Origin of the sequence: Glycomyces sambucus (assembly GCF_900102815.1) — a bacterium.
In the GTDB taxonomy this organism is placed as follows: Bacteria; Actinomycetota; Actinomycetes; order Mycobacteriales; family Micromonosporaceae; genus Glycomyces; species Glycomyces sambucus.
This window is the reverse complement of the sequence record NZ_FNGF01000001.1, coordinates 835,819-856,326: the sequence shown is the minus strand read 5'-3', so window position 1 is coordinate 856,326 and position 20,508 is coordinate 835,819. Positions and strand designations below refer to the sequence as shown.

General features: G+C 70.5%; 18 protein-coding genes. 8 read left to right on the top strand and 10 right to left on the bottom strand.

The genetic code is table 11. From position 1 onward, the window contains the following. Nucleotides 1–53: 53 nt before the first annotated feature. Together BLS99_RS04020 and BLS99_RS04015 are read left to right on the top strand one after the other, a co-directional pair. Entirely contained in the window at nucleotides 54–1,043 is a 990-nt protein-coding gene (locus tag BLS99_RS04020) for an ATP-binding cassette domain-containing protein (RefSeq protein ID WP_091043861.1), read from the top strand. After that, on the top strand, nucleotides 1,040–1,852 hold the full coding sequence (locus BLS99_RS04015) for an ABC transporter permease (RefSeq protein ID WP_091043858.1): 813 nt from the start codon (nucleotides 1,040–1,042) through the stop codon (nucleotides 1,850–1,852). Before BLS99_RS04020 ends, BLS99_RS04015 begins: the two co-directional genes overlap by 4 nt. Nucleotides 1,853–1,901: 49 nt before the next feature. On the opposite strand, the gene BLS99_RS04010 is transcribed toward BLS99_RS04015, so the two are convergent. Then, nucleotides 1,902–2,819, bottom strand: coding sequence for an EamA family transporter (locus BLS99_RS04010; RefSeq protein ID WP_091043854.1), 918 nt, complete (start codon nucleotides 2,817–2,819; stop codon nucleotides 1,902–1,904). 132 nt (nucleotides 2,820–2,951) lie between these two features. On the opposite strand from BLS99_RS04010, the gene BLS99_RS04005 reads away from it, so the two are divergent. After that, nucleotides 2,952–3,467 carry a MarR family winged helix-turn-helix transcriptional regulator gene (locus tag BLS99_RS04005; RefSeq protein WP_091043851.1) on the top strand — a complete coding sequence of 172 codons (516 nt, stop codon included), beginning with the start codon at nucleotides 2,952–2,954 and terminating at the stop codon, nucleotides 3,465–3,467. A 78-nt stretch (nucleotides 3,468–3,545) separates the two neighbouring features. Here the strand turns inward: BLS99_RS04005 and BLS99_RS04000 are convergent, their stop codons facing one another. Beyond that, entirely contained in the window at nucleotides 3,546–4,451 is a 906-nt protein-coding gene (locus BLS99_RS04000) for an MBL fold metallo-hydrolase (protein WP_091043848.1), read from the bottom strand. Between the two features lie 377 nt (nucleotides 4,452–4,828). Between BLS99_RS04000 and BLS99_RS03995 the strand changes: the two genes are divergently transcribed. Continuing rightward, nucleotides 4,829–5,950, top strand: a complete 1,122-nt coding sequence (locus tag BLS99_RS03995) for a substrate-binding domain-containing protein (RefSeq protein WP_218126223.1) — start codon at nucleotides 4,829–4,831, stop codon at nucleotides 5,948–5,950. A 200-nt stretch (nucleotides 5,951–6,150) separates the two neighbouring features. Continuing rightward, nucleotides 6,151–7,236: an LPXTG cell wall anchor domain-containing protein gene (locus BLS99_RS03990; protein WP_091043841.1), complete on the top strand. Its 1,086-nt coding sequence runs from the start codon at nucleotides 6,151–6,153 to the stop codon at nucleotides 7,234–7,236. Nucleotides 7,237–7,382: 146 nt separating this feature from the next. Here BLS99_RS03990 and BLS99_RS03985 read toward each other — a convergent pair whose 3' ends face one another. From BLS99_RS03985 to glnA, 3 genes are all read right to left on the bottom strand, one after another. Next, complete coding sequence (locus BLS99_RS03985; protein WP_091043839.1) at nucleotides 7,383–7,694, bottom strand: AzlD domain-containing protein; 312 nt, start codon at nucleotides 7,692–7,694, stop codon at nucleotides 7,383–7,385. After that, on the bottom strand, nucleotides 7,691–8,389 hold the full coding sequence (locus BLS99_RS03980; RefSeq protein ID WP_091043836.1) for an AzlC family ABC transporter permease: 699 nt from the start codon (nucleotides 8,387–8,389) through the stop codon (nucleotides 7,691–7,693). Before BLS99_RS03980 ends, BLS99_RS03985 begins: the two co-directional genes overlap by 4 nt. Nucleotides 8,390–8,513: 124 nt before the next feature. Continuing rightward, nucleotides 8,514–9,938 carry a type I glutamate--ammonia ligase gene (glnA, locus tag BLS99_RS03975; protein ID WP_091043833.1) on the bottom strand — a complete coding sequence of 475 codons (1,425 nt, stop codon included), beginning with the start codon at nucleotides 9,936–9,938 and terminating at the stop codon, nucleotides 8,514–8,516. 307 nt (nucleotides 9,939–10,245) lie between these two features. Here glnA and BLS99_RS03970 point away from each other — a divergent pair, with 307 nt between their 5' ends. Next, a complete protein-coding gene (locus tag BLS99_RS03970) occupies nucleotides 10,246–10,677 on the top strand; it encodes an RDD family protein (protein WP_091043830.1) in 432 nt (143 codons plus the stop codon). A 9-nt stretch (nucleotides 10,678–10,686) separates the two neighbouring features. On the opposite strand, the gene BLS99_RS03965 is transcribed toward BLS99_RS03970, so the two are convergent. Further along, nucleotides 10,687–12,150 carry an NYN domain-containing protein gene (locus BLS99_RS03965; protein WP_091043827.1) on the bottom strand — a complete coding sequence of 488 codons (1,464 nt, stop codon included), beginning with the start codon at nucleotides 12,148–12,150 and terminating at the stop codon, nucleotides 10,687–10,689. 129 nt (nucleotides 12,151–12,279) lie between these two features. On the opposite strand from BLS99_RS03965, the gene BLS99_RS03960 reads away from it, so the two are divergent. Then, nucleotides 12,280–13,416, top strand: coding sequence for a glycosyltransferase family 4 protein (locus tag BLS99_RS03960; protein WP_091043825.1), 1,137 nt, complete (start codon nucleotides 12,280–12,282; stop codon nucleotides 13,414–13,416). A 79-nt stretch (nucleotides 13,417–13,495) separates the two neighbouring features. Here the strand turns inward: BLS99_RS03960 and BLS99_RS03955 are convergent, their stop codons facing one another. The 3 genes from BLS99_RS03955 to BLS99_RS03945 are packed head-to-tail and all read right to left on the bottom strand — an operon-like array spanning nucleotide 13,496 to nucleotide 17,762. Beyond that, nucleotides 13,496–14,167: a response regulator transcription factor gene (locus BLS99_RS03955; protein ID WP_091043822.1), complete on the bottom strand. Its 672-nt coding sequence runs from the start codon at nucleotides 14,165–14,167 to the stop codon at nucleotides 13,496–13,498. A gap of 12 nt (nucleotides 14,168–14,179) precedes the next feature. Then, nucleotides 14,180–15,922, bottom strand: coding sequence for a sensor histidine kinase (locus BLS99_RS03950; protein ID WP_245712142.1), 1,743 nt, complete (start codon nucleotides 15,920–15,922; stop codon nucleotides 14,180–14,182). A gap of 28 nt (nucleotides 15,923–15,950) precedes the next feature. Then, the gene (locus BLS99_RS03945; RefSeq protein WP_091043815.1) at nucleotides 15,951–17,762 is read right to left on the bottom strand and encodes an AMP-dependent synthetase/ligase; all 1,812 of its coding nucleotides are present in this window, start codon (nucleotides 17,760–17,762) and stop codon (nucleotides 15,951–15,953) included. Between the two features lie 282 nt (nucleotides 17,763–18,044). On the opposite strand from BLS99_RS03945, the gene BLS99_RS03940 reads away from it, so the two are divergent. After that, nucleotides 18,045–19,004: an ROK family glucokinase gene (locus BLS99_RS03940; protein ID WP_091043812.1), complete on the top strand. Its 960-nt coding sequence runs from the start codon at nucleotides 18,045–18,047 to the stop codon at nucleotides 19,002–19,004. Between the two features lie 98 nt (nucleotides 19,005–19,102). Here BLS99_RS03940 and BLS99_RS03935 read toward each other — a convergent pair whose 3' ends face one another. Beyond that, nucleotides 19,103–20,224 (bottom strand): hypothetical protein, encoded by a 1,122-nt coding sequence (locus BLS99_RS03935; RefSeq protein WP_091043809.1) that lies wholly within the window; start codon nucleotides 20,222–20,224, stop codon nucleotides 19,103–19,105. Nucleotides 20,225–20,508 lie beyond the last annotated feature (284 nt).

The window sequence follows — 20,508 nt, the reverse complement described above, 5'->3', positions numbered from 1 at the left end:
CCGCATCCGAGCGCCACCGAGCGCACCCGCGAACGCATCCGAAGGAGGACGACGTGTCGCAACCCGGAACCACCGACTACGCCATCGAGGTGGAAGGGCTCACCAAGCACTTCGGCGACCTCGTGGCCGTCGACCACATCGACCTGAACGCCCGCACCGGCACCGTCCTCGGCGTCCTCGGCCCCAACGGCGCCGGCAAGACCACCATGGTCCGCATGCTCGCCACCCTCTCCCAGCCCACCGCCGGCACCGGCCGCGTCGGCGGCTACGACATCATCCGCCACGCCCCCGAGGTCCGCTCCCTCATCGGCCTCACCGGGCAGTTCGCCGGCATCGACGAACTCCTCACCGGCGAGGAGAACCTCCGGTTCATCGGCCGCCTCCTCGGCATGCCCACCCCCGACGCCAAGGCCCGCGCCCGCGAACTCCTCTCCCAGTTCAACCTCTCCGACGCCGCCGACAAGGCCGCCAAGGCGTACTCCGGCGGCATGCGCCGCCGCCTCGACCTCGCCGCCAGCCTCGTCGGACGCCCCCGCATCCTCTTCCTCGACGAGCCCACCACCGGACTCGACCCCAGAGCCCGCGGCGAACTCTGGGAACTCGTCCGCGGCCTCGTCGCCGACGGCACCACCGTCCTCCTCACCACCCAGTACCTCGAAGAGGCCGACCAGCTCGCCCACGAGATCGCCGTTATCGACCACGGCAAGGTCATCGCCACCGGCACCCCCACCCAGCTCAAGGCCAAGATCGGCGGCCAGACCCTCCGCATCCAGCCCGAGGACCACGGCCAGCTCGACGCCCTCCGCGCCCTCATCGCCGAGCGCTTCCCCGACCTCGACCCCCTCGTCTCCGCCGGCGCCGTCACCATCGGCGTCAACGACGACGGCGTCATGCCCACCCTCGCCGCCGAACTCCGCGACCGCGGCATCGCCCTCACCGACTTCCACCTCGGCCTCTCCAGCCTCGACGAGGTCTTCCTGACCCTCACCGGGCACCGCACCGAGGACGAGACCGACGACGACACCGAGGAGGCCGGCCGATGACCGCCGCCACCGTCGAGACCCCCGCCGCCCCCGTCCTCGGACGGCCGAGCGTCGGCGCCACCGTCAGCCAGACCCTCTCCATGGCCTGGCGCCAGATGGTCCGCATCAAGCACAACCCGTTCGAACTCGTCGACCTCAGCCTCAGCCCGATCATGTTCCTGCTGCTGTTCGTCTACGTCTTCGGCGGCCAGATGGCCGGCTCCACCTCGGACTACCTCCAGTACGTCCTCGGCGGCCTCATCGCCCAGAACGCCATCTTCCTCACCATGTACACCGGCACCGGCATCAACGCCGACCTGCGCAAGGGCGTCTACGACCGCTTCCGGTCGCTCCCGATCGCCCGCTCCGCGCCCCTGGCCGGGAAGATCTTCGCCGACATGTTCAAGCAGGTCTGGTCCATCCTCATCATGGTCGGCCTCGGCCTGCTCATGGGCTTCGAGCTGCGCAGCATCGGCTACGCCCTGCTCGCGACGCTCGTGCTCGTCGTGTTCGCGCTGGCGATCTCGTGGGTCTCGGTGCTCATGGGGGTGGTCGCGGACTCCGAGGAGAAGGTCCAGATCTACGCCTTCGTCATCATCATGCCGCTGACGTTCACCTCGAGCGCGTTCGTGGACATCAACACCATGCCGGGCTTCATGCAGGCGTGGGCCAAGGTCAACCCGGTCACGCACCTCGCCGACGCGATGCGCGGCCTGCTCTCGTACGGCCCGATCGCCGAACCGCTCATGTGGACGTTCGTGTGGGCCGCGGTGATCTTCGCGGTGACGGCCCCGCTCGCGATGCGCGCCTACAAGCGCAAGATGGTCTGACGCGAGCCGAAAGGGCCGGTCCGAGGACCGGCCCTTTTCGCATGCGGGTTCAGACCCGGGCGAGGACCTTCGGCGGCTCGACCGCCTGCGCGGTCTCCGGGACGATCCGCTTGGGGCGGTTCTGGAGCTGCGCCAGGAGGGTCGCGCCGAGGGCGACCGCGAAGCCGACGGTCTGCCAGACGGTGAACGTCTCGCCGGCGAGGAGCCAGCCCACGGTGGCGGCCGTCAGGGGGGAGAGCAGGCCGAGGAAGCTGAGCGGGACCACCGAGAGGCGCGGGATGCCGCGGAACCACAGCCAGTAGCCCAGGGCCGTGTTGACCAGGCCGAGGTACAGGTAGCCGAGGACGTTGGTGCCGGTGAGGACCGGGATGCCGCCTTCAGCGAGGAACGCGAGCGGGGCGAGCAGCAGGCCGCCGGCGGTGAGCTGCCAGCCCGCGAGGGCCGCGGGGCCGGCGCCCTCGGGCAGGCCCCACTTCTTGGTGAGGACCACCGCGGTCGCCATCGAGACCGCGCCGCCGACCCCGGCGAGCGCGCCGACCAGGTCGAGCCGGGCCTGCGCGGTGAGGACCACCATCGCCACGCCGGTGACGCCTGCGATGCCGAGCAGCCACGTCCGCAGCCGGACCCTGGTGTGCAGCACCAGGATCGTCATCGCGGCGGTGACGAGCGGGCCGACCGCGCCGAGCACGGCGGCGACGCCGCCGGGGAGCCGGTAGGTCGCGGTGAACAGGAGCGCGAAGAACACCGCGATGTTCAGCAGGCCGATGACCCCGGACTTCCACCACCACGATCCGCGCGGCAGGCGTCGTGCCAGGACTATGAGCAGCAGGCCGGCGGGGAGGGCCCGCAGGAGCGCGGTGAGGAAGGGCCGGTCCGCGGGGAGGAACTCGGTGGTGACGAAGTAGGTGGTGCCCCACATGACCGGCGCGAGGGCGGTGAGGAGGAGGTCCTTGGTGCTGCGGTTCACGACGACTCCTTGAAGTAGCTTGTCTATGATTAGCTTACATCAAAGTAACTTGAAGTCAAGTTACTTGTTCAAGATTTACCTCACCGCCAGGTACTCGGGCGGTGTCGACGCAGGTAGGGGAGAATACCGCTCATGACAGACGACGCCGTGGACCGCATCATCGGCCAGTGGCACCGCGAGATGCCCGAACTCGACCTCGACCGGGAGCTCGAACCGATGGCCCTCTTCGGGCGCATCCACCGGATCTCCCAGAAGCTCGGCGCCCGGCTCCACGAGCTGCGCGCGCGCAAGGGCCTGGGGCGCAACGAGTTTGACGTCCTCGCGACCATCCGCCGCTCCGGGGACCCCTACACGCTCTCGCCCAAGGAGATCAGCGCCGCCATGATGCTCAGCTCCGGCGGGCTCACCGGCCGCCTCGACAAGCTCGAAGCCGCCGGGTTCGTCGAGCGCCTGCCCGACCCGGGGGACCGGCGCGGCATCAAGGTCCGCATGACCGAACTCGGCCGCGAGGTCATCGAGGATTCGGTCCGCATCGGCGTCGCGGCCCAGAACGAGGCCCTCTCGGTCCTCACCGACGACGAGCGGCGCCAGCTCGGCGCCCTGCTCAAGAAGCTGCACGCGGGCTTCGAGGACCAGCCCTTCGACTGAGCCCTCTTCCTCTGGGCCCCTTCCGAGCCTTCTCGATCGGGCCCGGCACCCGTGCCCGGGCCGTTCGCCAGTCGTCCCCTACCGCGTCATGTCCACCTGGTAGTCGAACACCTCGTAGACCACGACCGGCGGGGGCGGCGTCGCCGCCGAGGCGGGCCGGGGCGCGGGCTCGGGGGCCGGCGGCGTCAGCTCCTTCCAGCGCGCGATCGCCTCGCGCATCGAGTCGGGGCCGAACGGGCCGTGCTCGGCGGCCTCGTCCTCGGTGAGGAACCCCTGCGCCACCTCGGTGCACAGCCGCGAGACCTCGGCGAGGTCCCGCGCCTGGGCGCGGGCCCACCAGTAGTCGCCCGGCTCGCCGTGGCCCGGCACGACGACCTTCGGCTTCCAGCTCAGCAGGAACTCGACCGCCTGGGGCCACTCGATCGGGTAGGCCGCGGTGTACGAGGGCGGCGCGCCCTGCTCCAGGAGGTCCCCGGCGAACAGCACGCCCGCGTCCGGGACCTCCACGACCATGTCGTTGTCGCTGTGCGCCAAGCCGACCTGGCGCAGGACCACGGTGCGGCCGCCCAGGTTCAGCCCGATCGCGCCCTGGACGCGGCAGTTCGGGGGCACCAGGCGCGAGGCCGCCATCTTCCGCGCGTCCTCCTCGCGGCCGTCGAGGCGGTACTTCGCGACCCACGCCTTGCGCTGCTCGTCGCCGAAGGCCACGTAGTGCGCGCCGTCGGCGACCGCCCACACCGCGGACTCGCCGAACGCGGCGGTCCCGAACCAGTGGTCGAAGTGGTCGTGCGTGTACGCGACCTGCCACGGCAGGTTCGTCAGCTCCCGGATCGCGGTGGCGTACGCGAAGCCCGCCTCGGCGGTGGTCCCGGTGTCGATCACCAGCGCGCACTCGTCGGCGACGACCAGCCCGAGGGTCTGGTCGAGTTCCTTCAGGCGGCGGGCCCACACGCGGTCGCCCACCTCGATCCAACGGTCGCTCATGTGCGCAATGGTATGCGGACGCCGCCCCGCGCGCCGGTCCCGGACGAGCGATGCGGCTCCCTCGGGGGAGGGGGCGCCGGAGATCGCTCTCCGTGCTCGTTCTACCTTCGGCGGGAGGCATTTCCGAATTACGACAACCGGGTGTCGAAACTTCTTCACCATCGAGTCGTAATATGGCTCTGGTCCTGGTTTCTGCCCAGTTCAGGACACGGTTCCATCACGGATAGACCCGGTTGTCGCTTTTTGGCCGTGTTAGTTTCGGGGGTGATGTCAACCCCTCTCGTGTACGAAGGAGTACCACCCTTATGTACCTCAGTCGTCGTGGCCTGCTCTACGGATCGGCGGGTGTCGCAGCGGTGTCGCTGGCCGGATGCGGCGTGGGTGGTGATGACGGTCCAGAGCTCACCGGCTTCACCGGCATCTCGATGCCCACGGACACCTCGGAGCGGTGGGTGATCGAGGGCAAGGCGCTGGAGGACAACCTCAAGGGGCTCGGCTACGACGTCATCCACCACAACGCCAAGGACGTCGTCGAAGACCAGATCTCCCAGATCCAGTCGATGGTCGACGAAGGCGTGGAGTTCCTCATCATCGCCGCGATCGACAACAAGTCCCTCGGCCAGGTCCTCGCCGACGCGAAGGACAAGGGCGTCATCGTGATCTCCTACGACCGCCTCATCCTCGAGACCCCGGACGTGGACTACTACGCCTCGTTCAACAACTACCAGGTCGGCGTGCTCCAGGCGAACCACATCATCGACCGGCTCGGGATGCGCGAGAACCCGGGCCCGTTCAACGTCGAGATCTTCTCAGGTGACTTGGGCGACAACAACTCCCAGTACTTCTTCATGGGCGGCCTCGACACCTTCGAGAGCTTCATCTACGACGGCAAGATCGTCATCCCCTCGGGCCAGACCGAGCAGAGCCCGACCTCGACCGCGGGCTGGAGCGGCGACGTCGCCATGGAGCGCATGAACACGCTCCTGGCCGACTTCTACGACGACCTCGAACTCCACGCGGTGCTCTCGCCCTACGACGGCATCAGCCGCGGCGTGGTCCAGGCCCTGGTCGACGCCGACTACGAGCCCGGCACCGACGACTTCCCCGTGGTCACGGGCCAGGACGCCGAGGCCGCGTCGATCAAGGCGATCAAGGACGGCACCGGCCAGACCGAGACGGTCTTCAAGGACACCCGCCTGCTCGCGTCCACCGTGACCGACATGGTCGAGGCCCTGGTCGGCGGCGGCGAGCCCGAGGTCAACGACCTCGGGACCTACGACAACGGCTTCAAGTTCGTGCCCTCGCTGCTGCTCGACCCGGTCGACGTGACCGCCGAGAACTACGTCGAAGTGATCGTCGAGAGCGAATACCTCACCGAGGAGCAGATCGACGCCGGCGAAGCGTTATCCGAACGGCCGCGCCGTACCGGTGTGACCGCCCCATCGCGCTCAGAACGCGGCCGGGTCCCCTCGGGGCCCGGCCGCGCTGCTTTCGCCTGATCCGCCGGGCATTTCACCGACGGTCCGGATCGGCCGCGTCGCAGCAGGTGACGGCCCTTCCGTTACCCGATTGTTATGCGACCCTTCTTCACCTCGGGGCGTGTCTCATTTGGTACGGTGCCCGGACCGGTCGGAGCTAACCCCCTGACCGCCGGCGCCCCGATTCCCCCCAACCCAACAGTCATCTACTTAGGAGAGACATGAACCGTACCCTCAAGCGGGTGCTCGGACTGGCCGGCAGCGCCGTCCTGGGCCTCGCCGGAGCGGTCACCTTCGCCTCCGCAGCCCAAGCCCACCACGTCGAGATCGAGGGCATCACCGAGTGTCTCCCGGAGGGCGGCTGGACCGTCACCTGGCAGGTCACCGACTGGAACTCGCAGGGCGACATCGAAGGCTCGATCGACACGATCACGGTCGACGGGTCCTTCAACGAGGGCACCGAGATCGTCGAAGGCGCCATCCTTCCGCACCCCTCCACCGGTGAGTACCTCGAAGGCAGCCAGGACTTCGCCGCCGACGTGACCGGTGCGTCGATCACCATCGACGCGGTGTGGGACAACGGCAACACCAACACCTCCTCCGCGTACGTGCCCGCCCCCGAGGGCGGCTGCGAGGCCGAAGAGCCCACCCCGCAGGGCTACGTCGACGTCTACACCGACTGCTTCGGCATCAACGTCTGGGCGTGGAACGAGAGCGAAGAAGTGCTCTCCGAGTTCACGATCGAGACCAGCGACGGCTTCTCCGAGACCGTGACCCCCGCGGTCGGCGAGGACTACTACAACTACTTCGAGGTCACCGACCCCGAGGCGGGCCTCACCGTCACGATCTCGGTCGACGGCGAGCTGTACGACACCTTCGAGTGGATCGACAACCCGCTGTGCCACTACGCCGCTGTCGAGTCCAGCTGCGTCGACGGCCTGACCTTCACCCTCACCGTCCCTGAGGACGGCGAGGACACCACGTTCTACTTCTACAACTACGCCACCGAGGAAGAGTTCGAGGTCACCGTCGCCGCGGGCGGCACCGACACCGTGAACTTCCCGGCGCAGTCGGAGGAGTTCTGGGTCTACTACGAGATCTACACCGACAAGGACTTCATCTCCGGTGAGACCCCGTGGTACCCCTGCCCGCCGGAGACCCCCAGCGAGTCCCCGTCGCCCAAGCCCGAGCTCCCCAAGACCGGTAGCTCGCTGACCATCATGATCTCCTCGGCCGCCGCCCTCATCGTGGCCGCCGGCGTGATCTTCTTCCTGATGCGTCGCCGCCGCGCCGCCCAGGACTGGTAGTCACACCCTGAGGGGTACGGACTCCGGTAGTAGCTGAACAGGTCAGGGGCCCCGCAGCGGAAGCTGCGGGGCCCCTCGGCCGTCTCCGGGCCAGGCGAGTGCGCTCAGGTGAAGGTGCTCGGCTGACGGCGCTCAGGCGGCGCTGCTCAAGCGACGCCGGCGAGCCGCAGCAGCGCGGTGGTCGCCGCCGCCGCGACCACGACGAGGGCCAGCGGCGCACGGCGCCAGGCGAGGACGCCGCCGACGAGGACGCCGGCGGGCAGCGCCCAGCCCGCCCACGCGCCGTCGACCACGAAGGCCGACGTGGCGACCAGGGCCAGGAGCACCACCGTGGCCCCGGTCTTGAGCAGCGTCTCGGCGTACGGGGACAGGCTGATGCGCTCGCGCAGGAGCGGGCCCGAGAGCCGGATGAGGAACGTCCCGGCGGCGAGCACCATGATCGCGATGAACATCGTCATGCCCGCTCCTCCCGCTTCCCATCGGCGCCCTTCCACATCACGACGAGGCCGACCAGCGCCAGCAGCACCGGCACCCCCGCGGGCAGGAAGAAGCTCGCGGCGAGCGCGACGGCGGTGCCCAGCAGGCCCGCCGCGATCGTCCGCCGGTCCTTGAGACCCGGCATGACCAGCGCCAGCAGGATCGCCGGGAGCGCGGCGTCGAGGCCCAGCACGGCGGGGTCGGCGACGAGCTGCCCCGCGAACGCGCCGATCACGGTCCCGGCGTTCCAGACCAGGAACAGGCTCACGGCCACGGTCCAGTAGGTCTGCCTCGCCTTGCGGGCGTCGTCGCCCGCGGCGAGGGCGAACGCGGTCGACTGGTCGGTGAGCAGGTGCGTGCCGATGATCTTGGCGCGCAGGCTGGTCCAGTACACGCCGCCGACGGCCATCCCGTACGGGACGTGCCGCAGGTTGAGGATCAGGCCGGCCGCGACCCCGGCCACGAGGCCGCCGCCCGCGGTCATGATCCCCATCGTCGCGAACTGGGACGCCCCGGCGAACACGAAGAGGGACATCGCCGTCGACTGCCACCAGGGGACGCCCTGCGAGGTGGCGATGGCCCCGAACGAGAGGCCGACGATGAGGATCCCGGCGGCGAGCGCGGCGATGTCGCGCAGCAGCGGCCGGTCGAGGTGCTTGGTGAAAGCGATGGGCATCGCCGAAGTATGCCCCGCCCGCGGTCCTCTGAACAAACGTTCAAGGGCGCGCCCGGCCGGAGCCGGACGCGCCCTTGGAGCACGTTGTCTGACAACGGTTCAGACCTCGTGGCCTGAGCTGTCGCTACACCTCGTAGTACAGATCGAACTCGTGCGGGGTCGGGCGGAGGCGGATCGGGTCGATCTCGTTCTCGCGCTTGTAGCTGATCCACGTCTCGATGAGGTCGGGCGTGAACACGCCGCCCTCGGTGAGGAAGTCGTGGTCGGCCTCGAGGTTGTCGAGCACCGCGTCGAGGGAGCCGGGGACCTGCTGGATGTCGCCGTACTCCTCCGGGCCGAGCTCGTACAGGTCCTTGTCGACCGGCGCCGGCGGTTCGATCTTGTTCTTGATGCCGTCCAGGCCCGCCATGAGCATGGCGGAGAACGCCAGGTACGGGTTGCTCGACGGGTCCGGCACGCGGAACTCGACGCGCTTGGCCTTGGCGTTGGAGCCGGTGACCGGGATGCGGGTGCACGCGGAGCGGTTGCGCTGCGAGTACACGAGGTTCACGGGGGCCTCGAAGCCCGGCACGAGGCGGCGGTAGGAGTTCACCGACGGGTTCGTGAAGGCGAGGAGGCTCGGGGCGTGCCGGAGCAGGCCGCCGATGTAGTGGCGCGCGGTGTCCGAGAGGCCGGCGTAGCCGGTCTCGTCGTAGAACAGCGGGTCGCCGTTGGCCCACAGCGACTGGTGGGTGTGCATGCCCGAGCCGTTGTCGCCGAACAGGGGCTTGGGCATGAACGTCACCGTCTTGCCGGCCTGGGTGGCGGTGTTCTTGATGATGTACTTGAACTTCTGCACGTCGTCGCCGGAGTGCAGCAGCGTGTCGAAGCGGTAGTTGATCTCCGACTGGCCCGCGGTGCCGACCTCGTGGTGGGCGCGCTCGATGGTGAGGCCGCCCTCGATGAGGTTGGTGACCATGCGGTCGCGCAGGTCCGCGAAGTGGTCGACGGGGCCGACCGGGAAGTACCCGCCCTTGTGGCGCGGCTTGTAGCCGAGGTTCCCGCCGGGCTCGTCGGCGCCGGTGTTCCAGGCGCCCTCGACGGAGTCGATCTCGTAGAACGCCTGGTTCGCGGTCTGGTCGAAGCGGATCGAGTCGAAGATGTAGAACTCGGCCTCGGCGCCGAAGTACGCGGTGTCGGCGATGCCGGAGCCGGCCAGGTACTGCTCGGCCTTCTTGGCGACGTTGCGCGGGTCGCGGCTGTACGCCTCGCGGGTGAAGGGGTCGTGCACGAAGAAGTTCAGGGCGAGCGTCTTCTGCTCGCGGAAGGGGTCGACGAAGGCGGTGGCCACGTCCGGCAGGAGCAGCATGTCCGACTCGTGGATCTCCTGGAAGCCGCGGATCGAGGAGCCGTCGAAGGCGAGGCCCTCTTCGAGGAGGTCGTCGTCGAAGGACGCGGCCGGGATGTTGAAGTGCTGCATGACGCCGGGCAGGTCGCAGAAGCGGACGTCGATGAACTTCACGTCGTTGTCGCGGACGTAGCCGAGGAGCTCTTCAGGGCTGGAGAACACGAAGGTATTCCTCTCGGTAGGTGAGTTGCCGGGAGGACCGTGGCGCGGCCCCGCCCAGCGGGTCCCGGATCGTCGATCGCCCGAACCGGCGGGCCGACCTCGCTGTCGACGCCTAAGCTTATTAGGCGGAACGGTAGCCGCGATCAATTGCCTCACCGTAAATCAATTGTTTCGCGCATGTTACTTGCGAAATGCGGGCCTGTTCACGAACGATAGAAACCACAGCTCAGGACGGTGCAATCCGGTCGGTTTCACACCTGAACGGCGCACACGCCGCGCCCACCGGGGTGACCCGTAGACTCCCGCCATGACGAGCGAACGCGGTGCCAGGGCCCCCGAATCCACCGGCTCCGGGCAGGACCTCGCCTCGATCAGCGCCCGCTTCGTCGCGCTGGTGATCGACTGGGTCGCGTGCCTCCTGCTCTCCTACCTGATCCAGTGGATGGGCGTCGAACCCCCGCGGGTCGCCGGCGCGGACGTGCTCCCCTCCGGCCTGTTCCTGCTCTACACGGCCGTCGCCCTCACCGCCGGGACCCAGACGCTCGGCATGGCCGTCATGAAGATCGCCTGCGTGGACTCCCGCACCGGCGGGCGGCTGCCGCTGTGGCGCTCGATCCTCCGCGCGCTCCTGCTCTCCCTCGTGGTCCCGGCCCTGACCGCGTTCTTCCACCCGTACAACCGCGGCCTCCACGACCTCGCCGCGGGCTCGGTCGTGCTCAAGGTCCCCGCCGCGTCCTAGGGCCCGGCGTCAGATCCGCTGGAGCCACCGGACCAGGACCGGCGACGGCACCGGGTAGGCGCCCTCGCGGCGCACCCGGTCGGCGACCTCCTGGTCCGAGGACACCACGACCACCGGCCGGCCCTCGGGCTCGACCCGCGCCAGCTCCACGACCACGTCGTCCGCGATCTGCCCCTTCGCGCTGAACAGCACCCGCACGCCCCGCGCCGACGGCTTCGCGCCGAAGATCGCGTCGGCGCCGTCGAAGACCACCGTGATCTCCGCGTTCGTCTGCGCCGCCACCGTGCCCAGGCCGTGCACGAGCCGGTTGCGCTGCTGCTCCAGCGTCAGCGTCTCGCCCCACGCCGAGATCGTCACGTTGTACCCGTCCACGATGAGGTGCGGGTTCGGCAGCGACAGGAGGTGGTCCAGGCGCTGCGGGTCGGTCCCCTCCAGGCCCCGTGAGCCCTCGAACGGCCGCTCCTCGGGGTCGTCGCAGTACTCCTCGGCGATGTAGTCCGCGGGCCGGTCGTCCACCGGCTCCAGCCCGAGCTCGCGCCGCAGCCCCGTGGCCGCGCCCGAAAGCGTCTCCATGAGCAGCCACAGCCGCGACGACGCCAGCCGCTCCTGCTCCCGGTCGGCCTTGCGGGCCCGGTCGAGCTGCCCCCGCAGCGACTCCACTTCGGATTCGAGCCGCCGCCGCTCAGAGCGCCGCTCGGTGTCGGCGTGCTTGAGCCGACCCTTCTCCGCCGCCAGGTCCCCGGCCGCCTTCGCGGCCCGCTCCTCCGCGTCCTTCAGGTCCCGGCGGGCCCGCCGCAGCTCCTCCTGGAGCGTCCCGGCCGCCGCCCGCTGGTCGGCCAGCGCCCCGCGCAGCTTCGCGTTCTCCTTCTCCAGCGACGCGAGCCGCTTCCGGCCCGCCTCGTCCGGACCGGCCGCGGCCGGCGGCGCCTCGGGCGCCTCCGGGATCGCCTCCACCGCGGAGGCGATGAGCTCCCGCCAGCCCTGGGGCCGCAGCAGGTACGTCAGCGCCGCGACCTCCACCGGGTCGGCCATCGGCGACACCGCGCCGCCGCCGCTGATGACCCCGATCAGCGGCGAGTCCGCCGACGCCAGCACCTCCGCCAGGCCCTCCCGGAACGCCTCGTCCCGGTCCAGCGCCGCGGCGAGGTCCCCTTTGGCGAGCTTGGCGCGCTTGGCCGGACTGAACTTGAGGAACCGCCGCAACCGCGCCGGGACCCGGCCCGGCGCGAGACCCGGCATCGCGACCGCCGCGATCTCGACCGCCCTGCGCCGCACCGGCTCGGTGAGGAACACCATCGCGCCCGGCTCTGCCCGTTGGGAGGGGTCCCCCTCGGCCTGCTGGAAGGGATCCCCCTCGGTCCGTTCGGAGGGGTCCCCCTCGGCCGCGCCCTCGTCGCCGGCCGCCGCGGAGGCCGGCGCCTCCGGAAGTCCGGCGTCGGGCCCCGCGCCGCTGGTCTCGTCGCCGCTGCTCATGGGCACCAGTGTGCCATCGGCGCCACAGCGCGCCGGTGGCGACCGCTGTTCTTCACGCCGACGTCATCGAGGATCGCCTCGCCGTCCGCCCCGCCGTGGCAGACTGGTGCGATTGTGAAGGGGGTCAATATGAGCCGCACGCTGCTGGTGACCAACGACTTCCCGCCCCGCCGGGGCGGCATCCAGACGTTCGTCCACGGCATGGCGCTGCGGCTGCCCTCCGACGACCTGGTCGTGTACACCTCGACCTCGCCCGGCTGGCGCGAGTTCGACGCCGCCCAGCCCTTCCAGGTCGTCCGCGACCGCACCTCCATGCTCCTGCCCACGCCCCGCGTCGCCCGCGCCGTCACCGCGCTCGCGATCGAGCACCGCTGCGACCGCGTCTGGTTCGGCGCCGCCGCCCCCCTCGGCCTCCTCGCCTCGGTCCTCAAGCGCGACACCGGCATCGAACGCGCCATCGCCCTCACCCACGGCCACGAGGTCGGCTGGGCCGCCATGCCCGGCACCCGCGGCCTGCTGCGCCGCATCGCCGCCTCCCACGACGTCATGACCTACCTCGGCGACTACACGTACCGGCGCCTCGCGCCCGTCGCCGCCCCGCACACCCGCCTGGAGAAGCTCACCTTCGGCATCGACGCCGAGACCTTCCACCCCGGCGTCGACGGCACCCCCGTGCGCGAGCGCCACGGCCTCGGCGACCTCCCCGTCATCGTCTGCGTCTCCCGCCTCGTGCCCCGCAAGGGCCAGGACATGCTCATCGCCGCCCTCCCGCAGGTGCGCGCCGCCACCGGCCAGGACGTGCGGCTCCTCATCGTCGGCGAGGGCCCCTACGAGCCGCGCCTGCGCGCCGCCGCCCGCCTCCACGGCGTCTCCCGCCAGGTCGTCTTCACCGGCGGCGTCCCCGAACACGAACTCGCCGCGCACTTCACGGCCGGCGACGTCTTCGCCATGCCCTGCCGCACCCGCCGCCGCGGCCTCGACGTCGAAGGGCTCGGCGCGGTCTTCCTGGAGGCCGCCGCGTGCGGCCTGCCGGTCATCGCCGGGAACTCCGGCGGCGCCCCCGACACCGTCCTGCACGACCAGTCCGGCTGGGTCGTCGACGGCCGCGACCTCGGCGAGATCACCTCCCGCCTGGTCCAGGTCCTCACCGACCCGCAGCTCGCCCGCAAGCTCGGCGCCGCCAGCCGCGACTGGGCCGTCGGCGAATGGACCTGGGAGCGCCAGGCCGGCCGCCTCGAAGGCATGCTCTACGGCGAGACCGTCTGAACCGCGACTCGCACCGCACCGAACGAGAAAGCGGCACCCGGGGGACCCGGGCACCGCTCGTGCAGTCGTCGGCCGAAGGCTAGAACTTCGGCTGGTCGGGGGCTTCGAGCAGACCCAGCTTCAGCGCCGTCATGAGCGCCTGGGCCCGGTTGCCCGCGCCCAGCTTCTCGTACAGCTTCGAGATGTGGGTCTTCGCCGTGGACTCGGAGACGTACAGCTGCTTCGCGATCCCCGCCACCGACAGGCCGTCGGCGAGGAGCTTGAGCACCTGCGACTCGCGGGGGGACAGCTGGGGGCCGGTCGGGGTCAGGCGCCGCTGCATCGCCTCCGCGAGGTCCGCGGCGCTGAACGCGGTCGGGTTGGCCGCCGCGTGGCGCGCGGCCGACACCACGTCGTTCGCGGGCGCCGACTTCGGCACGAACGCCGAGGCGCCCGCGTCGAGCGCGCCGAACAGCTGGTCGTCGCCGGCGTACATCGTCAGCACCACGATCCCCATGTTCGGGTGGGCCTTGCGGAGCTTGCGGGTCGCGTCCAGGCCCGACCCGTCGGGCAGGCGCAGGTCCATGATGACCACCGAGGGCATGAGCGACGCCGCCTGGCGCAGGGCGTCGGCGGCGGTGTCGGCCTCGCCGACCACCTCGAACTCGGGGTCGCGGTCGAAAGCGTGCCGGAGGCCCTTGCGGATCAGGTCGTGGTCGTCGACGATCAGCACCGTCGTCTGGCCGGTCGTCTCCAGCGCGTCAGCGTTCATGCGTGTCTCTCCTCATTGGCTGCCACGGCCACCACCGTGGTCAGGCCGTCGGGCCGGCTGTTCAGTTCTCGCCCGGTCGGCGGCCGCCCAGGCCGCGGAACCGGGCCGCGGGGCCTCGGCCCTCGGGGTGGGCCTCGCCCCCGCGTTGAGCACCACCGCGACGGTCGTCCCGTGCGGCTGGTGCGGTCGGATCTCCAGCGAGCCCCGGATGCGCTCGGCCCGCTCGCTCATGATCGCCAGGCCGTAGCGCCCCTCGGACGCCTCGCCGGAGAGCCCCTGTCCGTCGTCGGTCACCTCGATACGGGTGTAAGGCGGGTCCACCTCACACGTCACCCACAGGTTCTCGGCCCTCGCGTGCTTGCGCGCGTTCGTGATCGCCTCCTGGGCGATCCGCAGCAGCTCGGCCTCGGTGCTCGCGGGCAGCCGCGCTCCGCCTTCGTCGAGGGACAGGTGAACCCGCAGTCCGGCGGAGGCGCCCACAGTACGAGCATAGTCCGCGATCGCGGAGGCGAGGCCCCCCTGACGGTCGACGTTCGAGCGGAGCTCGAACAGCGAGAACCGCAGCTCGGTGACCAGTCGCGTCACCTCCGAGCGCAGGTCCTCCAGCTCGCCCTTGGCCTCCCCGGCCTCGGGCGGGAGGATCGCCATCGCGTTGTCGATGCCGTAGCCGAGCATCGCCAGCTCCTGGGCGATGCCGTCGTGGATCTCGCGCGCGAGGCGCTGGCGCTCCTCGGTGGTCGCCATGGACCTGACGTCCTCGAACAGGAGCGCGGTCTCCAGTCGCAGGGCCGCGCCCTTGGTGCGGTCCTCGGCGGCGGTGATGGCCTCGGGGCCGAACGCGGCGGGGTCGTCGGACTCGATCGCGACCAGTCCGACGGTGCGGCCCTCGGCGACCAGCGGGATGACCAGGGACGCGACGGGCCCCTGCGTGGACCGCGAGAGCGGGACCTGCCCGGCCTGGGGCTTCTGCCCGGCCCAGGCGTCGGCGAGGAGCGAGTTGAGCTGCGGCGAGGTCTCCCAGTCGACGCGCTCGTCGGCGTGCTCGGCGAGGACGACCAGGCGCCGCCCGGAGGCGGCCGACAGGACCGCGGCGCGCTCCACGCCGGGGATGCGCGAGGCGGTGTCGACGATCTCGGTGGCGATGCCACCGGGGTCGAGCGTCGATCCCGGGAGCTGCCTGGCGACGACGCGCAGCTGCGTGAGCAGGGCCGCGGCCTCGGCGTACGGCAGCTGCGAGTGGTGCATGTCGGAGGTGCGGGAGCGGCGCAGCCACCAGGCGCCGACGGCGGCGGCGAGGCCGAACGCGAGCGCGACGGCCGCGGTGGAGACGTAGGTGCCGCGGTTGAAGTCGGCGACCTGCGGGGCCTGCGCGAGGAGCCCGACCGCGGCGAGCGCGACGAGCGCGGGCGGTCCCCAGGTGCGCAGGCGCGACCAGCGGTCGCCGTCCTCGGCGGGGGCGGCGGCGTCGAACGCGGCGGTCGCGAACGGCGCGATCAGGTAGGGGAGCATCCAGGCGGGGAGCCCGCCGGTGGCGAGCGTCCCCAGGACCACGACGGCGACCTCGGCGAGGCGCCCGGCGGGCGCGAGGAGCCGGTGCCGGGGGAGGACCACCCCCGGGAGGGCGGCCAGGGCGAGGATGCCGCACCAGGTCGCGGCTTCGGCGAGGCCGACGGAGGCCCAGCCGAAGACCGCGACGAGTGCGAACAGGGCCCCTCGCAGTGCGACGGCGGGCAGTCGCCATTGGCGCTCGAGCACCGCCTCCTCGCCCACAGGGCCCCCTTCGTCAGCTCTTGGCGTCGTCCCGCGCCGCGTCGTACAGCGCGTTGACCTCGCTTGAGTATTTTTCCATGACCACGTGTCGTTTGACCTTGACTGAGGGAGTGATTTCTCCGGCGTCCTCGCTCAGTTCGACCGGAATGACCCGGAAACGCTTGATCTGCTCCGCTTTGGAGACGGTCTGGTTGGCCTCGTCGACCTTCGCCTGGAGTTCGGCGAGGAGCTCGGGGTCGTCCACGAGGTCGGCGATCGGCGTGGCCGGGTCCTTGTCGCGGCGCGAGAGCCAGTCGGGCAGCATGTCGCCGTCGACGGAGATGAGGCACCCGATGTACGGGCGGCCCTCGCCCACGACCAGCGCGTACGCGATGAGCGGGTGGGAGTCGAGGATCTTCTCCAGCGGGGCGGGGGCGACGTTCTTGCCCCCGGCGGTGACGATGATGTCCTTCTTGCGGCCGGTGATCGTCACGTACCCGTCGTCGTCGATCTCGGCGATGTCGCCGGTCTTGAACCAGCCGTCGGCGTCGAGGACCTCGGCGGTGGCGGCGTCGTTGTTCCAGTAGCCGGGGAAGATCTGCGGGCCCTTGGCCTCCAGCTCGCCGTCGTCGGCGACGCGCAGCGCGGTGCCCGGGATGGGCCGGCCGATCGAGCCGACCTTGATCGCGGTCTCCATGTTCAGCGACAGCACCGGGGAGGTCTCGGTGAGGCCGTAGCCCTCGAAGATGACGATGCCGATGCCGCGGAAGAAGTGGCCGAGCTCGGGGCCGAGCGCGGCGCCGCCGGAGACCGCCGACGTGCACTCGCCGCCGACGGCGGCGCGGATCTTCTTGTAGACCAGCACGTCCCACAGCTTGTGGCGGAGCTTCAGGCCCAGGCCCGGCCCGCCGGGCTTGTCGAGCGCGCGGCTGTACTCCTTGGCGACGACCGTCGCCTTCTCGAACAGGTGGCCCTTGCCGCCGTCGACGGCCTTCTGGTACGCGCCGGCGTACACCTTCTCGAACACGCGGGGGATCGCCAGCAGCGTCGTCGGCTTGACGACGGGCATGACGGCGGTGAGCCGGGTGCGGTCGGCGTGGGCGATGGTCGTGCGCGACTCCATGCCGGCGATCTGCAGGATCCGGGCCAGCACGTGCGCGAGGGAGAGGAACAGCAGCATCCGCGCGCCGTCGTAGAGGACCCCGGGGACCTCGGGGACGATGTTGCGGATGTCGTTGAGCAGGTTCCCGTGGGTGAGCATGCAGCCCTTGGGCCGGCCGGTGGTGCCCGAGGTGTAGACGATCGTGGCCAGGTCGGCGGTGCCGCGGGAGGTCCGCCGCGCCTCGATGTCCACGTCGGCGTCGGCGCCGAGCGTCTCCAGGGCGTCGAGCGCGCCGCCGTCGATGGTCCACACGTGCTTGACCTCGGTGGACCCCAGGCCCTCGATCATCTCGGTCATCTCGGCGGTCTCGGCGATGGCCGCGATGGCGCCCGAGTCCTCCAGGATCCAGCGCGCCTGGTCGGCCGAGGACGTCTCGTAGATCGTCACCGTCACCGCCCCGGCGGCCCAGATCGCGTAGTCCAGCAGGGTCCACTCGTAGCGGGTCGCGGACATGAGCGCCACGCGGTCGCCGGGCTGCACGCCGGCCGCCGCCAGGCCCTTCGCCGCCGCGACCACCTGCTCGCGGAACTGCACCGCGGTGACGTCGTGCCAGGTCGCGCCGTCGTCGTGGGAGCGCATGTACAGGATGGAGGAGGGGTGGTTCTCGGCCGCGTCCCACAGCGCGGTGAGGGTGTTGTCTTCGTCGGGCACTGTCACCACTGGGGGGACGGCGAACTCGCGCATTATGGCTCCGTTCAACGCGCCGTGGTTACGGCGTTGTAAGAAAGGCGGTCGACACGTGATGGGCACAACTTACCGGTGAGTTAACTCCGTTGGCAAGTCAGGTTGAATTCCGATGCTAGAGCACTGAGAACGAGATCGAAAGTCACTGCGGTGATACCTTCGCCAAGGGGGATGGAACAGCCGATTTCCTCGGGAATTAATCGTGCCGTAAAGTCTGTCGGTGGCCCGCAGCGTCGCGTGGCAGCCAACGCCTCAATTCCGGGAACCGCTGGAGGGACAGCTGTGAGTCTGACTATCGGAGTCGACATCGGGGGCACGAAAGTCGGCGGCGGACTCGTCGACGAGAACGGCGACGTCCTCGCCACGGCCCGGCGCCCCACCCCCGCTGACGACCAGGCCGGCGTCATCCAGGCGGTCAAAGAGGTCGTGGACGAGCTGCGCGAGGGCCGCGAGATCGAAGCGGTCGGCATCGGCGCGGCCGGCTGGATCTCCTCGGACCGCTCCACGGTCATGCTGGCCCCCAACGTCTCCTGGAAGAACGAGCCCCTCCGCGACAAGGTCACCGCGGTCATCGACCTCCCCGTGGTGGTCGAGAACGACGCGAACGTGGCCATCTGGGGCGAGCACCGCTTCGGCGCCGCCAAGGCCCACCGCTCCTCCGTGCTCTACACGATCGGCACCGGCGTCGGCGGCGGCATCGTCGTCAAGGACAACCTGCTCCGCGGCACGCACGGCGTCGCCGCCGAGATCGGCCACATCCGCTCGGTCATGCCCGGCGGCCGCGAATGCGGCTGCGGGCGCACCGGCTGCCTGGAGCAGTACGCCTCCGGCCGAGCCCTGACCCGCGCCGCCCGCGAGGGCGCGGCCGAGACCCCCGACAAGGCCGCGGTCCTGCTCAAACTCGCCGGCGGCGACCCCGACGCGATCTCCGGACGCCAGGTCACCGAGGCCGCCCGCGCTGGCGACGAGGTCGCCCTCGCCGCGTTCGACGCGATCGGCTACTACCTCGGCAACTCCTGCGCCGACATGGTCAACCTCATCGACCCCGGCGTCATCCTCATCGCCGGCGGCGTCGTCGACGCCGGCGACCTGCTCCTCGACCCCATCCGCAGGCACTACGAGGAAGCCCTCGCCAACCGCAACCAGGTCCCCTTCGCCGAGGTCCGCGCAGCCGAACTCGGCTCCAAGGCCGGCGTCATCGGCGCGGCCGACCTCGCCCGCCACCGCGACATCGTCCCCTAGTCGATATGCGTCGGAAAGGCCCGGAGCGAATGCTCCGGGCCTTTCCTTTCGCTCGCCATTGCGCGCTATGCCTTATATACGGTCTTATGCAAGAGGCTTCAGCACACGTTCCGCGAGCCGTTGCCGCTCAGGTACCAGTTGACGTTGTCGCCGCACGGCGACTCCCGGACCGAGGTGTTGTTCACCGTCAAGGTGATCCACACGTCCCGCGTGTTCGGGAACTCCGAGCGCGCGGCCACGCGGACCTCCCCGCCGCCGTTGACGGTGCCGGCCTGGATCGTCAGGTTGTAGCAGTTCTCGATCAGGATCGCGTTGTTGCCGTTGCTCGCCAGGTCGACGTTCCTGATGATCGCCCCGCCCGACTGCGAGACGCAGAAGACCCCGCGGCCGCCGCCGCGCGAGACCACCTTGTCGACCCACACGTTGGTCGTGTACGACCCGTTCGCGAGCTGCCCGTTGTTGTTCGCGAACCGGAGCGTGGCGTACCCGGTCCCGGCCCCGACGTTGTTCCCGTCGACCAGGCCGACCCACACGTTCCGTGAACGCTGGACGAGCAGGCCCGACTCGCCGACGTTCACCGCGACCAGCTTGTACACGTCGAGCCCGTCGATGTTCCAGGTCTCGACGGCGTGGCTGCCGGCCCCCGACACGTAGACGTCGTCCATCCGCACCTCGTAGTTCCAGGCCGCGTCGCGGTCGAACCGGATGCCGAGCCCGCCGCTGAGGGTGAGGTCGATGTCGCCGAGGCGCAGGCCGGTGGTGCCGTTGAACCGCATGCCGAAGTACGGGCTGCCGGTCATCTTGAGGTAGGGGATGTACACGTTGGTCGTGCCGAGCGATTCGATCGCGCCGCGCCCGGAGCGGTTGCCCACGTTGATGGTGCCGCAGCCTTCGAAGGTCTTGCCGCTCTGGACGGTGATGGTGTTGGCGCCGATCGAGCCCGAGGCCATGACGGCGACGCGCTGGCCGCTGGAGATGCTGTCGACGCCGGCCTGGACCGCCGCGCGGTAGTCCGATCCGGAGTAGACGGTGGTGCCGCCCTCGCGGGTGACGTAGGCGCCGGAGGACCCGGTGACGGTGGCGTGCGGCGAACCGGCGCCGCACCCCTGCGCCAGGGCGGCCTCGGGGACCGCGACGGCGCCGAGGGCGCCGGTGAACACGACGGCCGCCGCCGCGAGGGCGAGGCGGAGGCGCCGTTTGGGATTGCCGGTGAAGGACATCGTTGTGCTCCTTGTGATTCCCGTCGATTCGAACGTTTCAATCGAGAGATTGAAATGAATCGATTTAATGGGATCATAGCGGGCGAACCGGGGTTTGGAAAGCGCTACCCTCCGGTAGGCGCGAGGCGCGAGGCGCGAGGCGCGAGGCGCGAGGCGCGAGGCGCGAGGCGCGAGGCGCGAGGCGCGAGGCGCGAGGCGCGGTGCGGCGGGAGGACCGGGTCGCGAACCTCACCCGTCCCGCGATCGGGTGACATTCCGCCCGCGGACCGGCATTGTTGTCGCAC